The organism is Pseudomonas sp. JZ114, from assembly GCF_051027705.1.
Lineage (GTDB): Bacteria > Pseudomonadota > Gammaproteobacteria > Pseudomonadales > Pseudomonadaceae > Chryseomonas > Chryseomonas luteola.
In genome coordinates, this window is the sequence record NZ_CP069256.1 from 762,342 (window position 1) to 781,298 (window position 18,957).

Here is an 18,957-nt window from a genome sequence, read left to right on the forward strand (position 1 = left end):
CGTGCGGTTTGACCTTCTCCTCAGCCGTTGACTCCACAGGATAGACCATGAGCCTGCCTTCTCTCACTGCTATTCCTGATTCACTTGCCGAACCTGTAAGGTGTGCGCAGGCACGCCTCATGGAGGCATTGAACGCACAGCCTGAACGTTTGCAATATTTTTCAGCATGGCCGCCAGCGCGGCGCAGCGACCTGTCACGGGTGATAGCGGCCAGCGAGTTTGTCGCTGAGCAGATTCAGCGCGATCCGGCATTAATGCTGGATCTGGCAGACGAGGGCCTATTCGAGCGATCGCTGCCAGCCGGCACTATTCACCAACAACTGACCGACTGTCTAGCCGGATGTTCGGATGAAAACCAACTCGGACAGCGCTTACGCCGCTTTCGGCTGCGGCACCAGGTTCGCATTATCTGGCGCGATCTGACACGTCAGGCCGACCTGCTCGAGACGTGCCGTGACCTGACCGAACTGGCCGATGCCTGTATCGATGAGGCCTACCAATGGCTGTACAAGGACCAATGCCGTCAATCCGGGGTCCCGACGGGGCATCGGACTGGAGAGCCGCAGCATATGGTTATCTTGGGGATGGGCAAGCTGGGAGCGGGCGAGCTTAACCTTTCGTCCGATATCGATCTCATTTTTGCCTACCCCGAGGGTGGCGAGACAGTAGGGGCGCGTCGTGCACTGGACAATCAACAGTTCTTCATTCGCCTAGGCCAACGGCTTATCAAGGCCCTTGATACGATTACCGTAGATGGCTTTGTCTTCAGGGTTGATATGCGCTTGCGTCCCTATGGCTCGTCAGGCGCGCTGGCGCTGAGCTTTTCGGCCATGGAGCAGTATTACCAGGACCAGGGTCGGGACTGGGAACGTTACGCCATGATCAAGGCGCGCGTTGTGGGAGGCGATCAGCAGGCCGGAGCGCAGCTGCTCAGCATGTTGCGCCCCTTCGTCTACCGGCGTTACCTGGACTTCTCGGCGATTGAAGCGCTGCGCAACATGAAGCAACTGATCCAGCAGGAGGTCAGGCGCCGTGGGATGGATGACAACATCAAGCTGGGCGCAGGCGGCATTCGAGAGGTGGAATTTATTGCACAGGCCTATCAGCTGATTCATGGCGGACGGGAGCTAAGCCTGCAGCAGCGCCCATTGCTGGTAATCCTGAGCGTACTGAAGGATCTGGGCTATCTTCCCGCCGAGGCAGCCGAGGAGATGCGAGAGGCATACTGCTTTCTCCGCTACGTGGAACATGCGCTACAGGCGATTGGAGACCGACAAACACAGAAATTGCCTGACAGCGAGCTGGATCGTGAGCGGGTAGCTTTCATGATGGGCTTCGATAGCTGGACTGCTTTTTTAAGCCGGCTGACCCATTGGCGCACCCGTATCAACTGGCATTTTCAGCAGGTTATTGCTGACCCGGACGAGGGAGCGGACAGTCAGTCAGAAATTGGGCAGGAGTGGCTACCCCTCTGGGAAGGCAGCCTTGAGGATGCAGCAGCTATCCAGCAGTTGAAGGAAGCAGGCTTGAGCAGTCCTGAGTCAGCCTGGTCACGGTTGTGTGCGCTACGCAGCAGCAGTCAGGTTCGGACCATGCAGCGAATGGGGCGGGAACGGTTGGATGCCTTTATGCCTCGGCTGTTGACTCAGATTGTTTCTCATGACGAGCCCGACCAAGCCCTGGATCGCGTTCTACCATTGATCGAGGCCGTCGCCAGACGCTCGGCATACTTAGTGCTGCTCACCGAAAACCCCGGAGCACTGGAGCGTCTGCTCCAGCTCTGCAGTGCAAGTGTATGGATTGCAGAGCAAATCACGCGTTTCCCCGCCTTGCTGGATGAGTTGCTTAACGAGGGCCGCTTGTATCGCCCACCTCAAAAGCCTGAGCTGGTCGCGGAGCTGCGGGAGCGGATGGCACGCATCCCTGAGGATGATCTGGAGCAGCAGATGGAAATGCTCCGGCATTTCAAGCGCGCTCATGGACTGCGAGTGGCAGCGTCCGAGATTGCAGGCACGCTAGCCTTGATGAAGGTCAGTGATTACCTGACCTGGATGGCGGAGGCGATTCTTGATCAAGTGCTTGAGCTGGCCTGGCGACAGATGGTTCAGCGCCATGGCCGTCCGCAACGTGCCGATGGGTCGCCATGTGATCCGGACTTCGTGATCGTAGGCTACGGCAAGGTGGGCGGTATTGAGTTAGGGCACGGTTCCGACCTTGATCTTGTCTTCATTCACGATGGTGATCCGTTAGCCGAGACGGATGGCGGCAAGCCTATTGATGGTGCTCAGTTCTATACACGTCTCGGTCAGCGCATCATCCACTTCCTGACCACATCGACCACCGCCGGAACGCTGTATGAAGTCGACATGCGCCTAAGGCCTTCTGGTGCTGCCGGGCTTCTGGTCAGTACGATCAAGGCGTTCGAGCAGTACCAGCAGAACGAGGCCTGGACTTGGGAGCACCAAGCATTGGTGCGGGCGCGGGTGCTGGCCGGCTGTCCAGTCGTCACGGCACGGTTCGAGGCTGTACGGGCTGCTGTCCTGAGCCGGCGCCGCGATGAGGTTACACTGCGCCGTGAGGTCGGTGAGATGCGGATGAAGATGCGGGAAAACCTGGGAACCAAGGCTACCTCCGGTGGATCGTCGCCGATTGCCTTCGAGGCAGGCAGGGCATTTGACCTCAAGCAGGATGCAGGCGGTATCGTCGATATTGAATTTATGGTGCAATATGCGGTTCTTGTCTGGTCCTGGCAGCATCCTGATCTGCTGCGCTTCACCGACAATATCCGCATTCTGGAAGAACTGGAGCGGGCTGGATTGATCTCGAGTCCAGATGTCCATCTGTTGCAAGAGGCTTACAAAGCCTACCGTGCTGCCGCACACCGCCAAGCCCTGCAGAAGCAGGCAGGCGTAGTGGATGGCAGCCTCTTCCATGACGAGCGACACGGCGTCATGCGGATCTGGAAGTCGCTTGCGCTCGACCCACTCGCTGCGCAGCAGTACGAATCGAATTCTTGAGGAGCTGCAAATTATGTCGATGTCCGATCGTGACGGTGTGATCTGGTATGACGGTGAAATGGTGCCGTGGCGCGATGCGACCACCCATGTTCTGACCCATACGCTGCATTATGGAATGGGTGTGTTCGAAGGCGTTCGCGCTTACAACACCCCTCAGGGCACAGCAATCTTCCGTCTACAGGCGCACACGGATCGTCTGTTCGACTCCGCCCACATCATGGGCATGAAGATGCCTTTCACCAAAGACGAGATCAACGAAGCGCACCGTGCGGTGATTCGTGATAATAACCTTGAAAGCGCCTATCTGCGTCCGATGGTGTTCTACGGATCGGAAGGCATGGGACTGCGTGCGACCGGTCTGAAGGTGCATGTGATCGTGGCTGCCTGGCACTGGGGCGCCTACATGGGTGAGGAGGCGCTGGAACAGGGCATCAAGGTACGTACCAGCTCCTATACCCGTCACCACGTGAACATCTCCATGACCCGTGCAAAGGCCAACGGACACTACATCAACTCGATGCTGGCACTGCAGGAAGCCATTTCCGGCGGTGCAGACGAGGCCCTACTGCTGGATCCGGAAGGTTATGTGGCTGAAGGCTCCGGTGAGAATATCTTCATCATCAAGGACAATGTCATCTACACGCCTGAAGTAACGGCATGCCTCAACGGCATCACCCGTAACACCGTGCTGACACTGGCCAAGGAGCATGGCTACGCATTGGTTGAAAAGCGTATTACGCGTGACGAAGTCTATATTGCGGATGAAGCATTCTTTACTGGTACTGCCGCTGAAGTGACCCCCATCCGTGAAGTCGATGGACGCACCATCGGAGCCGGCCGCCGTGGTCCGGTGACCGAAACGCTGCAAAAGGCCTACTTCGATCTGGTCACCGGCAAGACTGATAGCCATGCCGAGTGGCGTACCGCAGTGAAATAAGCCGCACGTACAAGGCTCATGGTAGATACTATGAGCCTTGTACGTTGTAGCGTGAGCCTATGAGAATTCTGATAATCGGTCCTTCCTGGGTCGGCGACATGGTGATGGCGCAGACGCTGTTCAAGAGTCTGCAGGCGCTTCATCCCGGTTGTGCCATTGATGTGCTGGCGCCTGATTGGAGCCGTCCTCTGCTTGAGCGGATGCCCGAAGTACGCTCGGCGCTGAGTTTTCCGCTTGGGCATGGTGCTTTTGAGCTGGCAACGCGTCGGCGTATCGGTCGTAGTCTGCGCGGTCAGTACGATCAGGCCATTCTGCTGCCAAATTCGCTCAAGTCGGCCCTGGTTCCCTATTTTGCGGGCATTCCCAAGCGCACCGGCTGGCGCGGCGAGATGCGTTTCGGCCTGCTCAATGACATACGAACACTGGATAAGGCGCGCTACCCGCTGATGATTGAGCGCTTTATCGCACTGGCCTATCCGCCTGGGGCTGAGTTGCCCAAGCCTTATCCACATCCCCAACTGCGAATCGAGTCTGCCAGCCGCGACGCGGCACTTGGCAAGTTTGGCCTGGAGCTGGACAGGCCGGTGTTGGCGTTATGTCCAGGTGCCGAGTTTGGTGAATCCAAGCGCTGGCCAGCGGCTCACTACGCTGAGGTGGCCAATGTAAAGATCAGGGCAGGGTGGCAGGTCTGGCTGTTCGGCTCGCAAAAGGATAATGCAGGCTGCGAGGAAATCCGCGAGCGGTTGATTCCAGGCCTGCGCGAAGAGGTCATGAACCTGGCGGGTCAGACGGCACTGGCCGAGGCTATCGACCTTATGTCCTGCGCGTCGGCAGTAGTCAGCAACGATTCTGGCCTCATGCATGTCGCCGCCGCACTGGATCGCCCACTGGTGGCGGTCTATGGATCGACGTCCCCAGGTTTTACACCACCCCTGGCCGAAGAGGTTGAGGTCGTACGGTTGGGTATTGAGTGCAGCCCGTGTTTTGATCGGACCTGTCGATTCGGACACTACAACTGCATGCGTCTTCTGGAGCCTGCTGCCGTGCTGCGTGCACTGGATCAACTGGTTGCTGATCCTGTCGAGGTGGAATAAGTGCGGGTGCTTTTGATCAAGACATCGTCATTGGGCGATGTGATTCATACGTTGCCGGCTCTGACGGATGCCAGTCGCGCGTTTCCGGGAATCCGCTTCGACTGGGTTGTTGAAGAAGGCTTTGCCGAGATTCCATCCTGGCACCCAGCGGTGTCTCAAGTCATTCCTGTAGCGATTCGCCGGTGGCGTAAAAACCTTTTCCAGACACTGAAAAACGGAGAGTGGTCGCGCTTTAAGGAGCGTCTGCGAGATACTCACTACGATGTGGTGATCGATGCCCAGGGGCTTCTGAAAAGTGCATGGTTGACTCGGTACGTCAAAGCGCCGGTGGTGGGGCTTTCGCGCGAGTCGATTCGCGAGCCGCTCGCAAGCCGGTTTTATGACCGAACCTGCCAGGTTGCCTGGGGGCAGCATGCCGTCGAACGACTCAGGCAACTGTTTGCTCAGGCCCTGAGCTATCCCTTGCCAGAGTCCACTGGCGATTACGGCCTGGATCGCACACGTCTTGCCGAGCCCCAGGCAAGCGGACCTTATGTATTGTTTCTGCATGGAACGACCTGGGCGACCAAGCACTGGCCGGAGCGCTATTGGCGTGAGCTGGCTGAAGCGGCTCGGCAGCTCGGAGTGCTGGTAAGCTTACCGTGGGGAAATGATGTCGAGCGAGAAAGAGCAGAACGTATCGCCTCGGGACTTGAACATGTGTCAGTTCTCCCCAAGATGTCATTGGCTGGGGTGTCCCGCGTACTGGCTGGCGCCAGCGCTTGCGTGGCAGTCGATACAGGACTGGGGCATCTGGCTGCTGCGCTGGATGTGCCGACACTGTCACTGTTCGGGCCGACCGATGCCAGACTGACGGGTGCCTATGGTCGTTCCCAGGTGCACCTCACCAGCGACTGGGTCTGTGCGCCTTGCCTGCAGAAGCAGTGTACCTACGCTCCCACTGAGGACGACCGGAGACTGTTTGATATTTCCGAAGAACAGCCCTTGTGCTTCTCGCGTGTCAATCCGGCACGGGTTTTCGCCTCTCTGGAAGCGATGCTGTCCAGCAAAGGACAGCGTTTGTGCTGAGTTATCATGGTTCGACAGGTTTGAACATCATCACCTGCCACGGTGATCCGCTATTTTTTATGGGCATATGCTGATGCGTCTGGCTTTTGTTCTTTACAAATACTTTCCCTTCGGGGGGCTACAGCGTGACTTCATGCGCATTGCCCAGGAGTGCCAGCGTCGTGGTCACTCCATTCGTGTCTATACGTTGATCTGGGAGGGTCCTGTACCTGACGGATTCGACGTGCGCGTTGGATCGGCCAAGGCGCTGTTCAACCACAAGCGCAATGAAAAGTTTACAGCCTGGTTCCAGCGCGATCTGACCAATGATCCAGTGGATCGCATCATTGGCTTCAACAAGATGCCTGGTCTGGACGTGTATTACGCGGCCGATCCCTGCTTTGAGGAAAAGGCGCAGACACTGCGTAACCCGCTGTACCGCAAGTGGAGTCGCTATCGTCATTTTGCCGAGTACGAGCGGGCCGTGTTTGCGCCCGAGTCCAAGACCCAGGTTCTGATGATCTCGGAGGTCCAGCAGCCGTTCTTCGTCAAGCACTACGGGACGCCTGCCGAGCGTTTTCATCTGCTTCCGCCTGGTATCGCAGCAGACCGCCGCGCACCGCCCAATGCCGAAGAAATACGCAAGGCGTTTCGCCAGGAGTTCGGTCTGGACGCTACGTCACTGCTGGTTGTGCAGATCGGTTCGGGCTTTAAGACCAAGGGGCTGGATCGCTCTCTGCGAGCAGTCGCCTCGCTTCCCAAGGCACTCAAGAAACGGGTGCGCCTGATTGTTATCGGGCAGGACGATCCCAAGCCGTTTCTGTTGCAGACCAAGGCGCTGGGCATTTCCGATCAGGTGGATATCCTCAAGGGACGCAGCGATATCCCGCGTTTTCTTTTGGGGGCGGATCTGTTGATTCACCCAGCTTATAACGAGAACACGGGAACGGTACTGCTGGAGGCATTGGTGGCCGGTTTGCCTGTGCTGGTGACCGATGTCTGTGGCTATGCTCACTACATCACGGACGCCGACTGCGGCCGGGTAGTGCCTAGCCCATTTGAGCAGGAGCAGCTCAATACCCTGTTGGCCGACATGCTAAGCGATGATTCGCAGCGCACTGCATGGTCCCGTAATGCCCTCGCTTATGCCGAGACTGCCGATCTGTACAGCATGCCCGAGCGGGCGGCTGATGTCATTCTGGAGCCGCGCTTGTGAAGCTTGTGCTTGAAGAGCCTTTTCGCTCCCTGTGGGCGGGTCGCGATGCCTTTGAAGCGGTAGAAGCGCTTCAGGGAGAAGTTTTTCGGGAGTTGGAAGGGCGACGTACCCTGCGTACCGAAGTCAATGGCAAGGGGTATTTCGTCAAAATCCATCGAGGGATTGGATGGGGTGAAATTGCCAAAAACTTGTTGCAGTTGAAACAGCCGGTACTGGGTGCGGGGCAGGAGTGGCAGGCTTTGCAGCGCCTGCATGAGGCTGGTGTGCCTACCATGAACGCCGTGGCTTTTGGTGAGCGAGGCAGTAACCCGGCCGAGCAGCACTCTTTCATTATCACGGAGGAATTGGCACCTACCGTCAGCCTGGAAGACTACACGCTGGCTTGGCCTGTTCAGCCTCCCAAGGCGAGTACCAAATGGGCTCTGATCGATGAGGTGGCCAAGATGACAGGCACGATGCACCGTGCAGGGGTCAACCATCGAGACTGCTACATCTGTCACTTTCTATTGCATACCGATCGGCCCGTTGAGCCGGGTACATTGAGGCTGTCACTCATCGACCTGCATCGCGCTCATACGCGAGACCAGGTGCCTAGACGCTGGCGCGACAAGGACCTGGCTGGTCTGTATTTCTCTGCACTGGGTATCGGGCTGACTCAGCGGGATTTCCTGAGGTTTCTTCGTGTGTATTTTCAGCGGCCATTGCGGCAGATTCTGCGAGAAGAGGCCGCGCTCCTGCAGCGATTGCAGCGCAAGGCCGAACGGCTCTACGAACGCAAGCAGCGTTACGGAGACAGGCTCTGATGGCCCAGTGGCGTATTGATCCCTCTGTAGAGCATATAGCGGAGTTTGCCAGTCTTGAACGGGTATTCACCTTGCAAGGCGAGCATTTGACCAATGACCCTCTGTCTGAAGTGATACGTGTCACTTATGAGGGGATTCGTTATTACGTTAAGCGCTATACCGGCGCAGGCAAGGGCCTGCGTCGGTATATGGGCCGTCCTCGCGTCAAGTCTGAGTGGCAAAATCTTAAACGCTTTGCCAGATGGGGTATTCCAACAGCGCCTGTCGTGGCCTGGGGACTTGAGCGCTCAGGCGGACAATTTACCCGCGGCGCCATGATAACTCGTGAAATTCCCCAGACCGATGACCTGGCTGTCATGGCCAATCACGATGATCCGCGCTTGAGTGATCCGGCCTGGGTCGATCAGTTGAGCCTGCAGTTAGCACGTGCTACTCGCACCATGCATGACCATCACTTCGCTCATAATGATTTGAAGTGGCGCAATCTGCTGGTTGATCAAGCCGGTACGCTGTACCTCATCGATTGTCCGGCAGGGGCCTTTTGGTTTGGTTCCTGGCTCAGGCGACGCATCATCAAGGATTTGGCCTGCCTGGATAAGGTCGCTAAATACAAGCTTTCACGTACGCAGCGGCTGCGATTCTACTTGCGTTACAAGGGGCGGCAGCGGCTAAGAGACTCCGACAAGGAGCGAATCGTACATGTATTGAATTACTTCAAGGGGCGCGAATGAGCGATTTCCTGTCTGCCAAAGATGCCGCCATACTAGAGCGGCACGGGCTCTCAACGTTCGAAGCGCTCTGGTCGCTTCAGCTGGAGGCGGTCGACGAGCCTAACGCCAGGCGTGGCGGCTGGAGCACCGTCTACCGGCTCGATCTCGACGAGGCGTCCTATTTCCTCAAGCGTCAAAGCAATTACCTGACGCATGAACTGCTTCACCCCCTGGGAGAGCCCACCTTTGCTCGGGAGTTTCGTAACATCCAGCGTTACAGCACGCTCGGTATTCCGGCACTGGAAGCTTCGTTCTTTGGCGAGCGCAAGGTAGGGAATGAACGGCAGGCCATTCTGCTGACGCGAGCATTGGATGGATGGCGGGATCTGGATAGCTGGCTGGCCGAATGGCCAGAGCTACCCGAGCGGACACGCCATACGCTCCTGGCGGCTATAGGCGTACTTGCCAGAACCCTGCATGCAGCGGGGCGTATTCATGGCTGTTTTTATCCCAAGCACATCTTTCTTCAGGAGCAGGAAAGCGGGTTTCTAACGCGCCTAATTGACCTTGAAAAAACACGCCTGTTGCTATTAGGGCGTAAGGACAGGGTTAAGGACCTGGAGCCGTTACTAAGGCGCGCACCGGTCTGGAGCGAGGCGGAAGTCCGGCTGTTCCTGGCGGCTTATCTACAGATGGCGCCTGATAGCCGTGAAGTCGATACTTGGTTACGCAAGCTCAGCGTGCGTCGTCGCAGCAAGGAAGCGCGTCCATGAAACTGGATGAGCTAGCCCGGTCTGGGCGAGCCCCAGCGCTGCCTGTTCAGATTGAATTGCCTGAGGGCTCGCTGACTCTGATATCACTCCTGCGCGTGTTACCTGGACAACGCTATGTAGGTGAGGCTCGGTGGCAGGGCCGCTCGGTGCTGGCCAAGCTGTTTGTAGGCGCTCGCTCGGAGCGACACTATACGCGTGAGCGTGAAGGTTGCCGTTTACTGATCGACAACCAGCTGACAACGCCGGCTGTTGTGGCTGAAGGCTTCGAGGCCGACAAGGGCGGCTGGTTGCTGTTTGAGTTTCTGGAGAACGCAGTGAGCCTGGATGCCTTGTGGCGAAGGGTCGATCAGGAACCTCCTCTTTCTGATAGTCAGCAGGACGTCTTGGGGATGTCGCTGGCTGCCATTGGCGAGTTACATGCCAAGGGTCTCTGGCAGGACGACTTGCATCTGGACAACCTTCTTCAACAGGACGGGAACATCTACGTTATAGATGGGGCTGACATTCACGCCGAGTCCCAGGGAAAGCCCCTTCCTCAAAAGCAGGTTATGCAAAACCTAGGCGTCTTTTTCGGACAGCTGCCTGCCCGGTTTGACGCCTATATCGAAGAGTTGCTGGTGCATTACCTGCTGGTGAATGGCGAGCATGCCCTGAGACCGGAAGCGATCCAGCAGGAAGCGATCCGCATTCGCACATGGCGCCTAAAAGACTTTCTGGAAAAAGCCGGACGAGATTGCAGCCTGTTCAAAGTGAGCCGATCCAGTGAAGGCATCCTGGCCATGCGCCGGGACAGCGAGGCGGTGGTGGAACCGCTGTTGGCCGATCCAGACCGTTTCATTGCCCAGGGACACCGCTACAAGGATGGCGGCGCCGCCACGGTGGCGCGTGTGGAGCATGCTGGGAATATTTATATTCTGAAGCGCTATAACATCAAGGGCTTTGGGCATTGGTTGACGCGCTTTTGGCGGCCCAGCCGCGCCTGGCATAGCTGGATCCAGGGGAATCGCCTGCGCTTTCTGGGCATCGACACGCCTAAACCCTTGGGCGTAATGGAAAAGCGCTGGCTAGGTTTGCGCCGGCGTGCCTACCTGATTACCGATTATGCGTCAGGGCAGGATATACTGGCGCGCTTTGAGCCGTACCGGGATAGCGCCCCACCTGAGCAAGACTTGGCCGCGCTGGATGTTCTTTTTGAGGGACTGATTCGCGAACGAATCAGTCATGGCGATTTAAAAGGGAATAATGTGCTCTGGAATGGTGATCACTGGTCATTGATCGACCTGGATGCCATGACTCAGCACACGAGCCAGCAGCAATTTGAGAAAGCCTTTGCACGAGATCGTGAGCGCTTTCTGCGGAACTGGCCCAAGAGCAGTGCCCTGTACCGGCTGCTTGATGAACGCATTCCATCCCTGCCTGGGCGCAGGGATGATTACTCTAGAGGTTGAACCTGTGGCATTGACGATTCTGGGCCTGTCCGGCGCCCTGAGCCATGATCCTTCCGCTGCACTTTATATCGACGGCAAGTTGATCGCGGCGGCTGAAGAAGAGCGCTTCGTGCGTGACAAGCATGCCAAGAACCGCATGCCCTATGAGTCGGCCAAATTCTGCCTGGAGCAGGCCGGTATCAAGCCAAAGGATGTAGATGTCGTAGCTATTCCATTTGCGCCGATTAGCCTGTTTGGTGAGGCTCGCTGGCATTATGCCAAACGCTATGCCTATGCCCCTGATCGCGCATTGGATGCCATTCTCTTTGGTAATCGCCGCTACAAGCGCTACCACAAGCGCATCCAGTGGTGCCTGCAGCAGTTGGGCTTTGATTTGAAAAAAATCAAGATCGAGCCTGTCGAGCATCACCTGGCCCATGCCTCCAGTGCCTACCATTGCTCCGGTTTTACTGAAAAGACCGCCATTCTAGGCATTGATGGCAAGGGTGAGTACGCGACTACCTTTTTTGGCTATGGCGAGAACGGTAGGATCCACAAAATCAAGGAGTTCTATGATCCGGACTCCCTGGGTGGGCTCTACGGTGCGATTACTGAATTCCTCGGCTTTGAAATGCTTGATGGCGAATTCAAGGTCATGGGGATGGCACCCTATGGCGACGCAAGCAAGTATGATTTCTCCAGGCTGGCGAAATTCGAGAACGGCGAGCTGATCATCAATACCGATTACGCTAACGTCATCGGCTTCCGTCGCTATAAAGAAAAGGGCAAGGGCTACTACTTCTCGCCCAAGCTGATCGAGTGGCTTGGCCCGAAGCGGGAAGGGGATATCGCCGATGATCCCTATATTCATTATGCAGCCAGCATGCAAGCGCTCTTCGAAAAGCTGGCGCTGGAGATGATGGATTACTACCTGGGCGATATCATCAAGGAAGCCGGCAAGATTGCCTTTGCTGGCGGCTGCGCCTTGAACGTCAAGCTCAACCAGAAGATTATTGCGCGTCCAGAGGTCAAGGAGCTGTTCGTTCAGCCGGCGTCTGGTGATGCAGGAACGGCAGTCGGTGCGGCAGCCTACGTATCGCACCAGCGCGGTGTGCCGGTCGAGAAAATGGAACACGTCTACCTCGGGCCGTCCTATAGTAACGAGGACGTAATTGCCGCCTGTGCCCGTCACCCTAATGCACCCAAGTGGCGCAAGCTCGACGACGTCCCCCAGCGTATCGCTAAAATCATGGTGGACGGCAATCCGGTGGCCTGGTTCCAGGGCCGCATGGAGTTCGGCCCGCGTGCGCTGGGCGGCCGTTCCATCATTGGCTGCCCGAGCGTTCCGGGTGTGGCCGACCGTATCAATGAGCAGATCAAGTTTCGCGAACGGTGGAGACCTTTCTGCCCTTCGATGCTCGACACCGTGGCACATGAGATGCTCAAAGTCGACCATCCTTCACCCTTCATGACGTTTACCTTTGAGGTCAACGAAGAGTGGAAAAACCGTGTAGGCGAGGTTGTCCATGAGGACGGTACTTCCCGCGCCCAGGTGCTGGAGCGTCGACACAATCCACGCTGGTATGACCTGATGAAGGAGCTGGAAAACCTGACGGGCAACGGCGTTTCGTTGAACACCTCATTGAATCGTCGTGGTGAGCCGATGATCTGCTCACCGACTGATGCGCTCGATATGTTCTACGGATCGGATTTGCAATACCTGATCATGGAAGACATCCTCGTAGTCAAAGACGGTGCGGATGCCTATGACTCGATCAGCTGAACCAAGGGTTTTACAATTTTGCCATGGCTATGATGGTCCCTTTCTGGATTGTGCCCGGCAATACGCAAGCCTGTTCAAGGGAACAGGCTATCGGGTCACGACAGTCTTTCTGACCGGCGCTGCCGATGCCGAGGTTGCCACCCAGTGCGCCTCGGATGAGGTGCTGTTCATGGAGTACAGCTCCAAGGATATTCGTGGATTGAAGCTTGGTGCTATCCGTGCACTGCGAGAGATTGTTCGCTCCAGAGGCATACGGTTCATCATTGCCCATCGCTTCAAGCCGATCTGGATTGCCTGCCTGGCTACCAAACTACCTGTCATCGGCGTCCATCACGCCTTTGGAGATTACGATCGCTTGGGGCGTAGGCTCTTCGCCAATGCCATGAGCAAACGGCTAAGACTTCTGGCGGTTTCCGATGCCGTTCGTGATGAGCTCCGACAGCGTTTGACCAAATGGCCAGCCGATTACATTGAAACGCTATACAACCGTATCGATGTTGCTGCGATACAGGGCCAGGTACTACATGGTGAGCAGGCGCGAGAGGCTTTGAAGTTACCTCAGGATGCCTGGATTGTAGGAAACGTAGGGCGGCTGCATCCGGACAAGGATCAAGCCACTCTACTAAAGGGCTTTGCCCAAGCGCTTCCTTCTCTCCCCGCACACGCTCTGCTGGCTATTGTGGGGAAGGGCCGACTGGAGGAAGAACTCAAAGACCTGGCTCGTGAACTTGCTATTGCTGATCGTGTAGTGTTTCTGGGGCAGGTAGCCGATGCGCGATGCTATTTCAAGGCCTTCGATGCGTTTGCATTGAGCTCCGATCACGAACCCTTTGGGATGGTACTGCTGGAAGCCATGGCGGCAGGCGTACCCATTATTGCAACCGCTTGTGGCGGCGCACGTGAAATCATCGATGGTGTCGGTTTGCTATTCCCTCTGCGGGATACCGAAGCGCTGAGTGGCGGGTTGATGCACTTATCACGCCTAAGTCCAAGTCAGCAGAGTGCGTGTGTTCAGCATATGCGGGAGCGGTTGGATGATCGTTTCAGTGACGAAGCGGGTAGGGCTGCTTTCTGGCGTTTGCCTATGATCAGGCAGCTTTCAAAAGATATAGAACTGGCTGCAATACACTCATGATGTGTTCTCTGTTTATCGCCAACAGTCATTGACCGGCGCTCTCGTATGAAAGTATTGATGCTTGTACAAAAAGAGCAGCGTGTCATCCTGGATGCGCTATACCAGGCTATAGCCGAGCAGTGCGACTGTGATCTACGGTGGTTGGACAGTGAGGAGCAAGCCAACCTCAAGCGCTACTTCCGTGAGCATGTCGATCTGGCGCGCTATGAGCGGGTAGTTCTTTTTCTGCGCTTCAAAAAACAACTCAAGCAAGTCGGTTTTATCCGGACTTTGCCCAACCTTGTCGAACTGGAGCATGACGCCTACCAGAACTATATTCGCTGTAAGTACACCGGCAAGTTCAGCGCGTATTACCGGCGGATGCCCTGGGTCCGGGTACTTTGCTCGGGTGCTGGCGTGACCCAACGCTTGCAACAGGAAAATGTAGATGCTGTCTTTGCTCCCAAAGGCTATGACGCAGCAGGACTCTGGAATATGGGTGTGCCCAGGGACATTGAGCTCGGTTTTGTCGGAAGTCTTAAAAGCGTTGCCTATAGTGGACGTAAACAGCTTTTGGAAGAGCTGGGTAAGGTTGAACCGCTCACCGTTACGCGTACTGAGTCAGGCGATGAATACCGAGAAATGCTGAATCGCATCCGGTTCTTCGTCAGTGCTGATGTAGGTATGGGTGAATACATGATCAAGAACTTCGAAGCCATGGCGTGTGGCTGTGTTCTGTTCGCTTACGATCAGGGGAGCGTAGAAAACAATGCGCTTGGTTTCGTCGACATGCAGAATGTTGTGCTGTATTCATCCGTTGATGAGCTCAGACAAAAGCTTGCCTTGCTTAGACAAAACGCCGAGCTTGCCGAGCGTATTGCCCAAGAGGGTCAGGCTCTCGCACAAACCCATTACAGTTTTCAGGCCTTAGGCAGGCATATTGTCAAAGCTTTGGAAGCTCCGTTGCGTGAACGGCAGCCAGCTAACTGGCGCGATCGCTGGCTACCTTGGTTTCAACGCTGAACCGGCGTTCTGCTTCTAGATTTGCGGGTACAGTAATTGGAGCCCTCTATGTCCTCATTCTTCGAGCCCAACCGCTTGGTATACCTGGCGTTCGGCTCAGAAACCTATCATCAGGAAGCTTTTTTCAGCATCGTCAGTGCATTGTCTCGCCTTGATAAAACGAACCTGTCGAAGCTGGCAATTCATGTATACAGTGATCGTGAATTCATCTATGACGAGCTGCCTGTTACCGTCCATATCATTTCAGCAGAGCAGTTGGCTGAGTGGGCGCGTCCTATCGATTATCACTTCCGTGCCAAACATGTATTGCTGAGACAAGTGCTGGATACAAGCGAGAAAGCCATCTTAATCGATACAGACACCTTTTTTCGTCAATCTCCACAGGCATTGTTTGATCGTGTTGCGCCAGGAGCGTTGCTCTGTAACGCCATCGGTCCCTGCTTTGGCGAGGATCGGTCAGGGTTGCTTTACCAGACATTGGCAAGTCCACTGCAGCAGGAGGGGCTGGCCGATGATGACATGCCTATGACCAACTCGGGCGTTATAGGATTATGCCGTTCCGACGCTGACTTGCTGGATCATTCGATTTTTCTAATGGACCATTACCGAGCCCAGTCTCCTAAGGCATACACGCTAGAGGAGTTCATGCTGGCAGTGGCCGCGCGTAAGAAGCAGCTCCGACTGGCTGAGTGTACCGACATCATTCATCACTACTGGAGCCGCAAGCGGCTTTTTCGCGCTAAGGTTTGCGCTTGGTATGCCAAACACAGGAGTGATCCGCTTGGCCAGGCTGCGCTAGCAGATATCGATAATGTCTCGGATAAGTTACCGCGCCCGCCTGGTTTGCAGCGATTGCTCTATAAAATCCGAACCTCATATCTGAAGCCTGAGCAACGGCAGTTCGCACGTGAATTGCTTTACGGCTGCTATCCTTACTCCAATGAATTTGACCGTGCTTGCGGACCTGCCTGGTGGGAAAAGGCATTTGAAAACGCATGTGAGCGCTCTCGAATAGAAGTACCGCAGGACATGCTTTGGAAGTGGCTTGATGAGCCGGCCTTATGCAAGGCTGTTGGCGAAAAAAACCTATCGAAGATCAAAAAGCATCTGAGTAGGGTGAATAAATAAACAATGCGCTTTCTTGGCTTTGAGGGAGGCTCAAGAAACAAGGCGCTTTGAATACGGAGCTATCAGCTATGAGCAGTCAGGAAGGGCTATCAGAGGAAAACTGTCCGTTAGTGACAGTCATTATCGCATCCTACAACCATGCCCCATATATAGAGGCAAGCATTCTTAGCGTCCTCAAGCAGAGCTATCCTCATATTGAGCTCTTAGTGATTGATGACGGTTCTACGGACGATAGCGTTCAAAGAATTTTGCGTCTGCAAAAAGAGTACGGATTTGATTTCAGGCAGCAGCAAAACATCGGACTTAGCCGTACGCTAAACGGTGCGATTGAGCGGGCTTCTGGCGGCTTGATTGTTCCTTTTGGGTCGGATGATATCATGCTGCCCCAGCGCATCGAGCAACAGGTTACGTACATCAAAGATAAGCCCGAGGTGGGAATCTGTGCCGCTAATATCGACCTGATTGACGCGCACGGGCAACTCTATCCAGAAAAGCAGCAGAAGCATCGATATTTACCGTTCAGAAGGCTTAATTTCGAAGACCTTTTTTTGGATCTCAAGCCAGGCCCAATGGCTGCTACGCTCATGTTTCGCCGGGAAGCATTATTGAGAGTGGGCTGTTTCGACCCTAGCATCCGTCTTGAAGATCTCTATATCACGCTCAAAATTACGCAGGCGGGATATTACATTGATATTCTGGATGAGGTGCTTGCGCTTTATCGAAAGCATGAAAGCAATACATACAAGAATTTGCCGTTCATGGTCGAGAATGTACTGAAAACTTATGAGCGATTCAGTGATCATCCTGCTTATGGGCAGGTTAAAACGCAATTCCTGAATTCCATGTTTCTCAAGGCATCCAGCCGAAACAAGCCATTGGCCAGGGCGCTGCTACGAGACATTCCCATTCAGGCCTGGACACGCAAGACGGTGCGTGGCCTTTTGCGGCTGATGGTTCCAACTCACTAGACTTCATTCACTGCCTGAGGCTTTCGGGCAGTGAGGTGATAAATGACGGCTACGTTAAGTAAAGCCAGCGGGATCCATACTAGAAACCAGTGCTCCTTGGGGCGAGAAAGAAAAGAGCTTCCTTCTGTCATACCTGCCGCCAAGCCAAATACTACAAGCGTGCCGGTGATGAGTACGGCAGGCTCACGGCGTAAACGCCAGCCTTGTACCAGCGCAGTTAGATAAAGCACCATCCACAACGCAAGGCCGGTCAGGCCAGTTTGATACATGACGCCAAGGCTCAGGTTATGTGGATCCGCCAACATATGACCTACTTCTGGCAAGTCAATACGCATGGCTGCATCGAAGCCGTGCCCGAGCCAGAAGTCCTGCTGAATTTGCCGCCAGGCATCAGCCCATATGGCGGGCCGGAAAGAGGCTCCGCGCTGGGTGACTAGGCTTGGGTCAATCAATATCAGTCCAACAAATCCTATAATGACGCTGCCGACGATAAAAAGCGTTCGCCGGTTGGGATGTGCGAAACTGAGCCAGAGCATACTCATCGCAAGCGCAAACAAGGGAGTCCGCGAGCCCGTACAAAGAATCAACAAAAGTACCACTGCAAGGGCGGGCAGTGTGATCCAGGAGCTTATGCGTATCTTGGAGCACCAAGTGGCCAGCCAGAAGGCTGCGTAGAAGCCATAAATGTGAGTTGTCAGTAGCGGATTATAAAGCGCTCCATAACCTTCAAGACGGCCATGCGCGCCCTCTTTAACGTACCAAAGTAATGTCAGTAGGGCGCTAAGCGAAGCCAGTACGGCGCCCAGGAGCGTGGTTTTTATCATAAGGTCTGGGTAATGCCTTGCCATCAGGGCTGTGGCGAGAAGCATCATGAGCACATAGAGCGGGTACTTGATCAACGACAGCTCACCGCTGTTGGGCGACCAAGCCAGACTGAGCGACACATAGAGTGCAAAAAGCACATACGCCCGTAGCAATGGGCTTTGGAATAGTTGACGCAACTGAGAAGGAGTCAACGAAACGGCTACCAATGTCGGGAAAGCCAGAAAAACATAGAACAACTTGTGATAAAGCGAGCGATCGCCAATCCAGAACATGCCTGTCAAAAGTGCTAGCCAGCCCACGGGCAGTACGAAGCGGACAATCCAGAGAGAAAGTTTCTCAGTACGAGGTGGTGGCGCTACGGTTCCTGATACATGAGAAGTCACTGGAAGAACTCTCTGGGCAGGTTTAACTGATGTCTGAGGGTCTTGCGTGTAAAAACGATGGATGAGTGAGCCAGATAGGCATTGAAAAAGGCTCGGCCATCATCCGTCATCAACCAAGCCCTGTCGTTTTCATAGCGCAACAGATGGTTGAAATTGCGTAGTCGCAAACGCTGTGACAATGAGCGTGACTGGCAGCGCAGGTCGGCTATATCGATCAGGCCCAATTCATATGCTGGCGTCTGAACAATGTTGCCTAGGTGGAGCGAGCGGAAATAAACACCTTGCTCATGTAACAAGGCTACAAAGCGACCCAGTTCGGTTTTGAGCTTTTCTGGCTCATCATTATTGAATAGCTGTCGGATCGTTTGTCCAGGTAATGGTAAATAGTGAACGATATCCCGCTCGATCGCGGCGACGCGATATACCCCGATAATGGTAGGCGTTTGAATATGACGTCGTTGCAACTGGCTGGCATTGTCTGCAAACCGTTGTGCGTAGGGATAAAACGCAGCTGAAGTCAGTAACCGCTTGCGCCTGAATAGCTTAAGGAAGCTGCCATCGGTCAATTGCAACACCTTGTCACCGTACTGGTCCGCTTCTATGACGTGCGCCGCCTCGCGGAGTTTCAGGTAGTCTGTCTTTTCAAGCTGTTGCATGTTGCTTCCGTCAAGTCTGGGACGTGCATCTTAACTCATCTTCTAGTGATGCC

General features: G+C 55.2%; 16 protein-coding genes. 14 read left to right on the forward strand and 2 right to left on the reverse strand.

Features of this window, described 5'->3' with window-relative positions:
• Window positions 1-47: 47 nt before the first annotated feature.
• The 14 genes from glnE (at window position 48) to JQR90_RS03680 (ending at window position 17,040) form a co-directional block, all read left to right on the forward strand.
• A complete protein-coding gene (glnE, locus tag JQR90_RS03615) occupies window positions 48-3,017 on the forward strand; it encodes a bifunctional [glutamate--ammonia ligase]-adenylyl-L-tyrosine phosphorylase/[glutamate--ammonia-ligase] adenylyltransferase (protein WP_010797050.1) in 2,970 nt (989 codons plus the stop codon).
• Between the two features lie 13 nt (window positions 3,018-3,030).
• On the forward strand, window positions 3,031-3,954 hold the full coding sequence (locus JQR90_RS03620; RefSeq protein ID WP_010797051.1) for a branched-chain amino acid transaminase: 924 nt from the start codon (window positions 3,031-3,033) through the stop codon (window positions 3,952-3,954).
• A 59-nt stretch (window positions 3,955-4,013) separates the two neighbouring features.
• A complete protein-coding gene (gene waaF, locus JQR90_RS03625; protein ID WP_010797052.1) occupies window positions 4,014-5,048 on the forward strand; it encodes a lipopolysaccharide heptosyltransferase II in 1,035 nt (344 codons plus the stop codon).
• Window positions 5,049-6,116 carry a lipopolysaccharide heptosyltransferase I gene (gene waaC, locus JQR90_RS03630; RefSeq protein WP_010797053.1) on the forward strand — a complete coding sequence of 356 codons (1,068 nt, stop codon included), beginning with the start codon at window positions 5,049-5,051 and terminating at the stop codon, window positions 6,114-6,116.
• Between the two features lie 73 nt (window positions 6,117-6,189).
• Window positions 6,190-7,311, forward strand: coding sequence for a glycosyltransferase family 4 protein (locus JQR90_RS03635; protein ID WP_037030748.1), 1,122 nt, complete (start codon window positions 6,190-6,192; stop codon window positions 7,309-7,311).
• Window positions 7,308-8,114 carry a lipopolysaccharide core heptose(I) kinase RfaP gene (rfaP, locus tag JQR90_RS03640; protein WP_010797055.1) on the forward strand — a complete coding sequence of 269 codons (807 nt, stop codon included), beginning with the start codon at window positions 7,308-7,310 and terminating at the stop codon, window positions 8,112-8,114. Before JQR90_RS03635 ends, rfaP begins: the two co-directional genes overlap by 4 nt.
• The gene (locus JQR90_RS03645; protein WP_010797056.1) at window positions 8,114-8,845 is read left to right on the forward strand and encodes a lipopolysaccharide kinase InaA family protein; all 732 of its coding nucleotides are present in this window, start codon (window positions 8,114-8,116) and stop codon (window positions 8,843-8,845) included. The genes rfaP and JQR90_RS03645 overlap by 1 nt, the downstream gene beginning before the upstream one ends.
• On the forward strand, window positions 8,842-9,597 hold the full coding sequence (locus JQR90_RS03650) for a lipopolysaccharide kinase InaA family protein (protein ID WP_434140468.1): 756 nt from the start codon (window positions 8,842-8,844) through the stop codon (window positions 9,595-9,597). Before JQR90_RS03645 ends, JQR90_RS03650 begins: the two co-directional genes overlap by 4 nt.
• Window positions 9,594-11,045 carry a lipopolysaccharide kinase InaA family protein gene (locus tag JQR90_RS03655; protein WP_434140470.1) on the forward strand — a complete coding sequence of 484 codons (1,452 nt, stop codon included), beginning with the start codon at window positions 9,594-9,596 and terminating at the stop codon, window positions 11,043-11,045. Before JQR90_RS03650 ends, JQR90_RS03655 begins: the two co-directional genes overlap by 4 nt.
• A gap of 4 nt (window positions 11,046-11,049) precedes the next feature.
• Window positions 11,050-12,807 carry a carbamoyltransferase family protein gene (locus JQR90_RS03660; RefSeq protein WP_010797059.1) on the forward strand — a complete coding sequence of 586 codons (1,758 nt, stop codon included), beginning with the start codon at window positions 11,050-11,052 and terminating at the stop codon, window positions 12,805-12,807.
• A complete protein-coding gene (locus tag JQR90_RS03665) occupies window positions 12,791-13,942 on the forward strand; it encodes a glycosyltransferase (RefSeq protein WP_010797060.1) in 1,152 nt (383 codons plus the stop codon). Before JQR90_RS03660 ends, JQR90_RS03665 begins: the two co-directional genes overlap by 17 nt.
• A 45-nt stretch (window positions 13,943-13,987) precedes the next feature.
• On the forward strand, window positions 13,988-14,944 hold the full coding sequence (locus JQR90_RS03670; RefSeq protein WP_010797061.1) for a glycosyltransferase: 957 nt from the start codon (window positions 13,988-13,990) through the stop codon (window positions 14,942-14,944).
• Between the two features lie 48 nt (window positions 14,945-14,992).
• The gene (locus JQR90_RS03675) at window positions 14,993-16,072 is read left to right on the forward strand and encodes a hypothetical protein (RefSeq protein WP_010797062.1); all 1,080 of its coding nucleotides are present in this window, start codon (window positions 14,993-14,995) and stop codon (window positions 16,070-16,072) included.
• 68 nt (window positions 16,073-16,140) lie between these two features.
• A complete protein-coding gene (locus JQR90_RS03680; RefSeq protein ID WP_010797063.1) occupies window positions 16,141-17,040 on the forward strand; it encodes a glycosyltransferase family 2 protein in 900 nt (299 codons plus the stop codon).
• Here JQR90_RS03680 and JQR90_RS03685 read toward each other — a convergent pair.
• Both JQR90_RS03685 and JQR90_RS03690 read right to left on the reverse strand, forming a co-directional pair.
• On the reverse strand, window positions 17,037-18,248 hold the full coding sequence (locus JQR90_RS03685; RefSeq protein ID WP_434140474.1) for an O-antigen ligase family protein: 1,212 nt from the start codon (window positions 18,246-18,248) through the stop codon (window positions 17,037-17,039). The genes JQR90_RS03680 and JQR90_RS03685 overlap by 4 nt on opposite strands.
• Window positions 18,245-18,904, reverse strand: a complete 660-nt coding sequence (locus tag JQR90_RS03690) for a lipopolysaccharide kinase InaA family protein (protein WP_434135642.1) — start codon at window positions 18,902-18,904, stop codon at window positions 18,245-18,247. The genes JQR90_RS03685 and JQR90_RS03690 overlap by 4 nt, the downstream gene beginning before the upstream one ends.
• Between the last annotated feature and the right edge of the window lie 53 nt (window positions 18,905-18,957).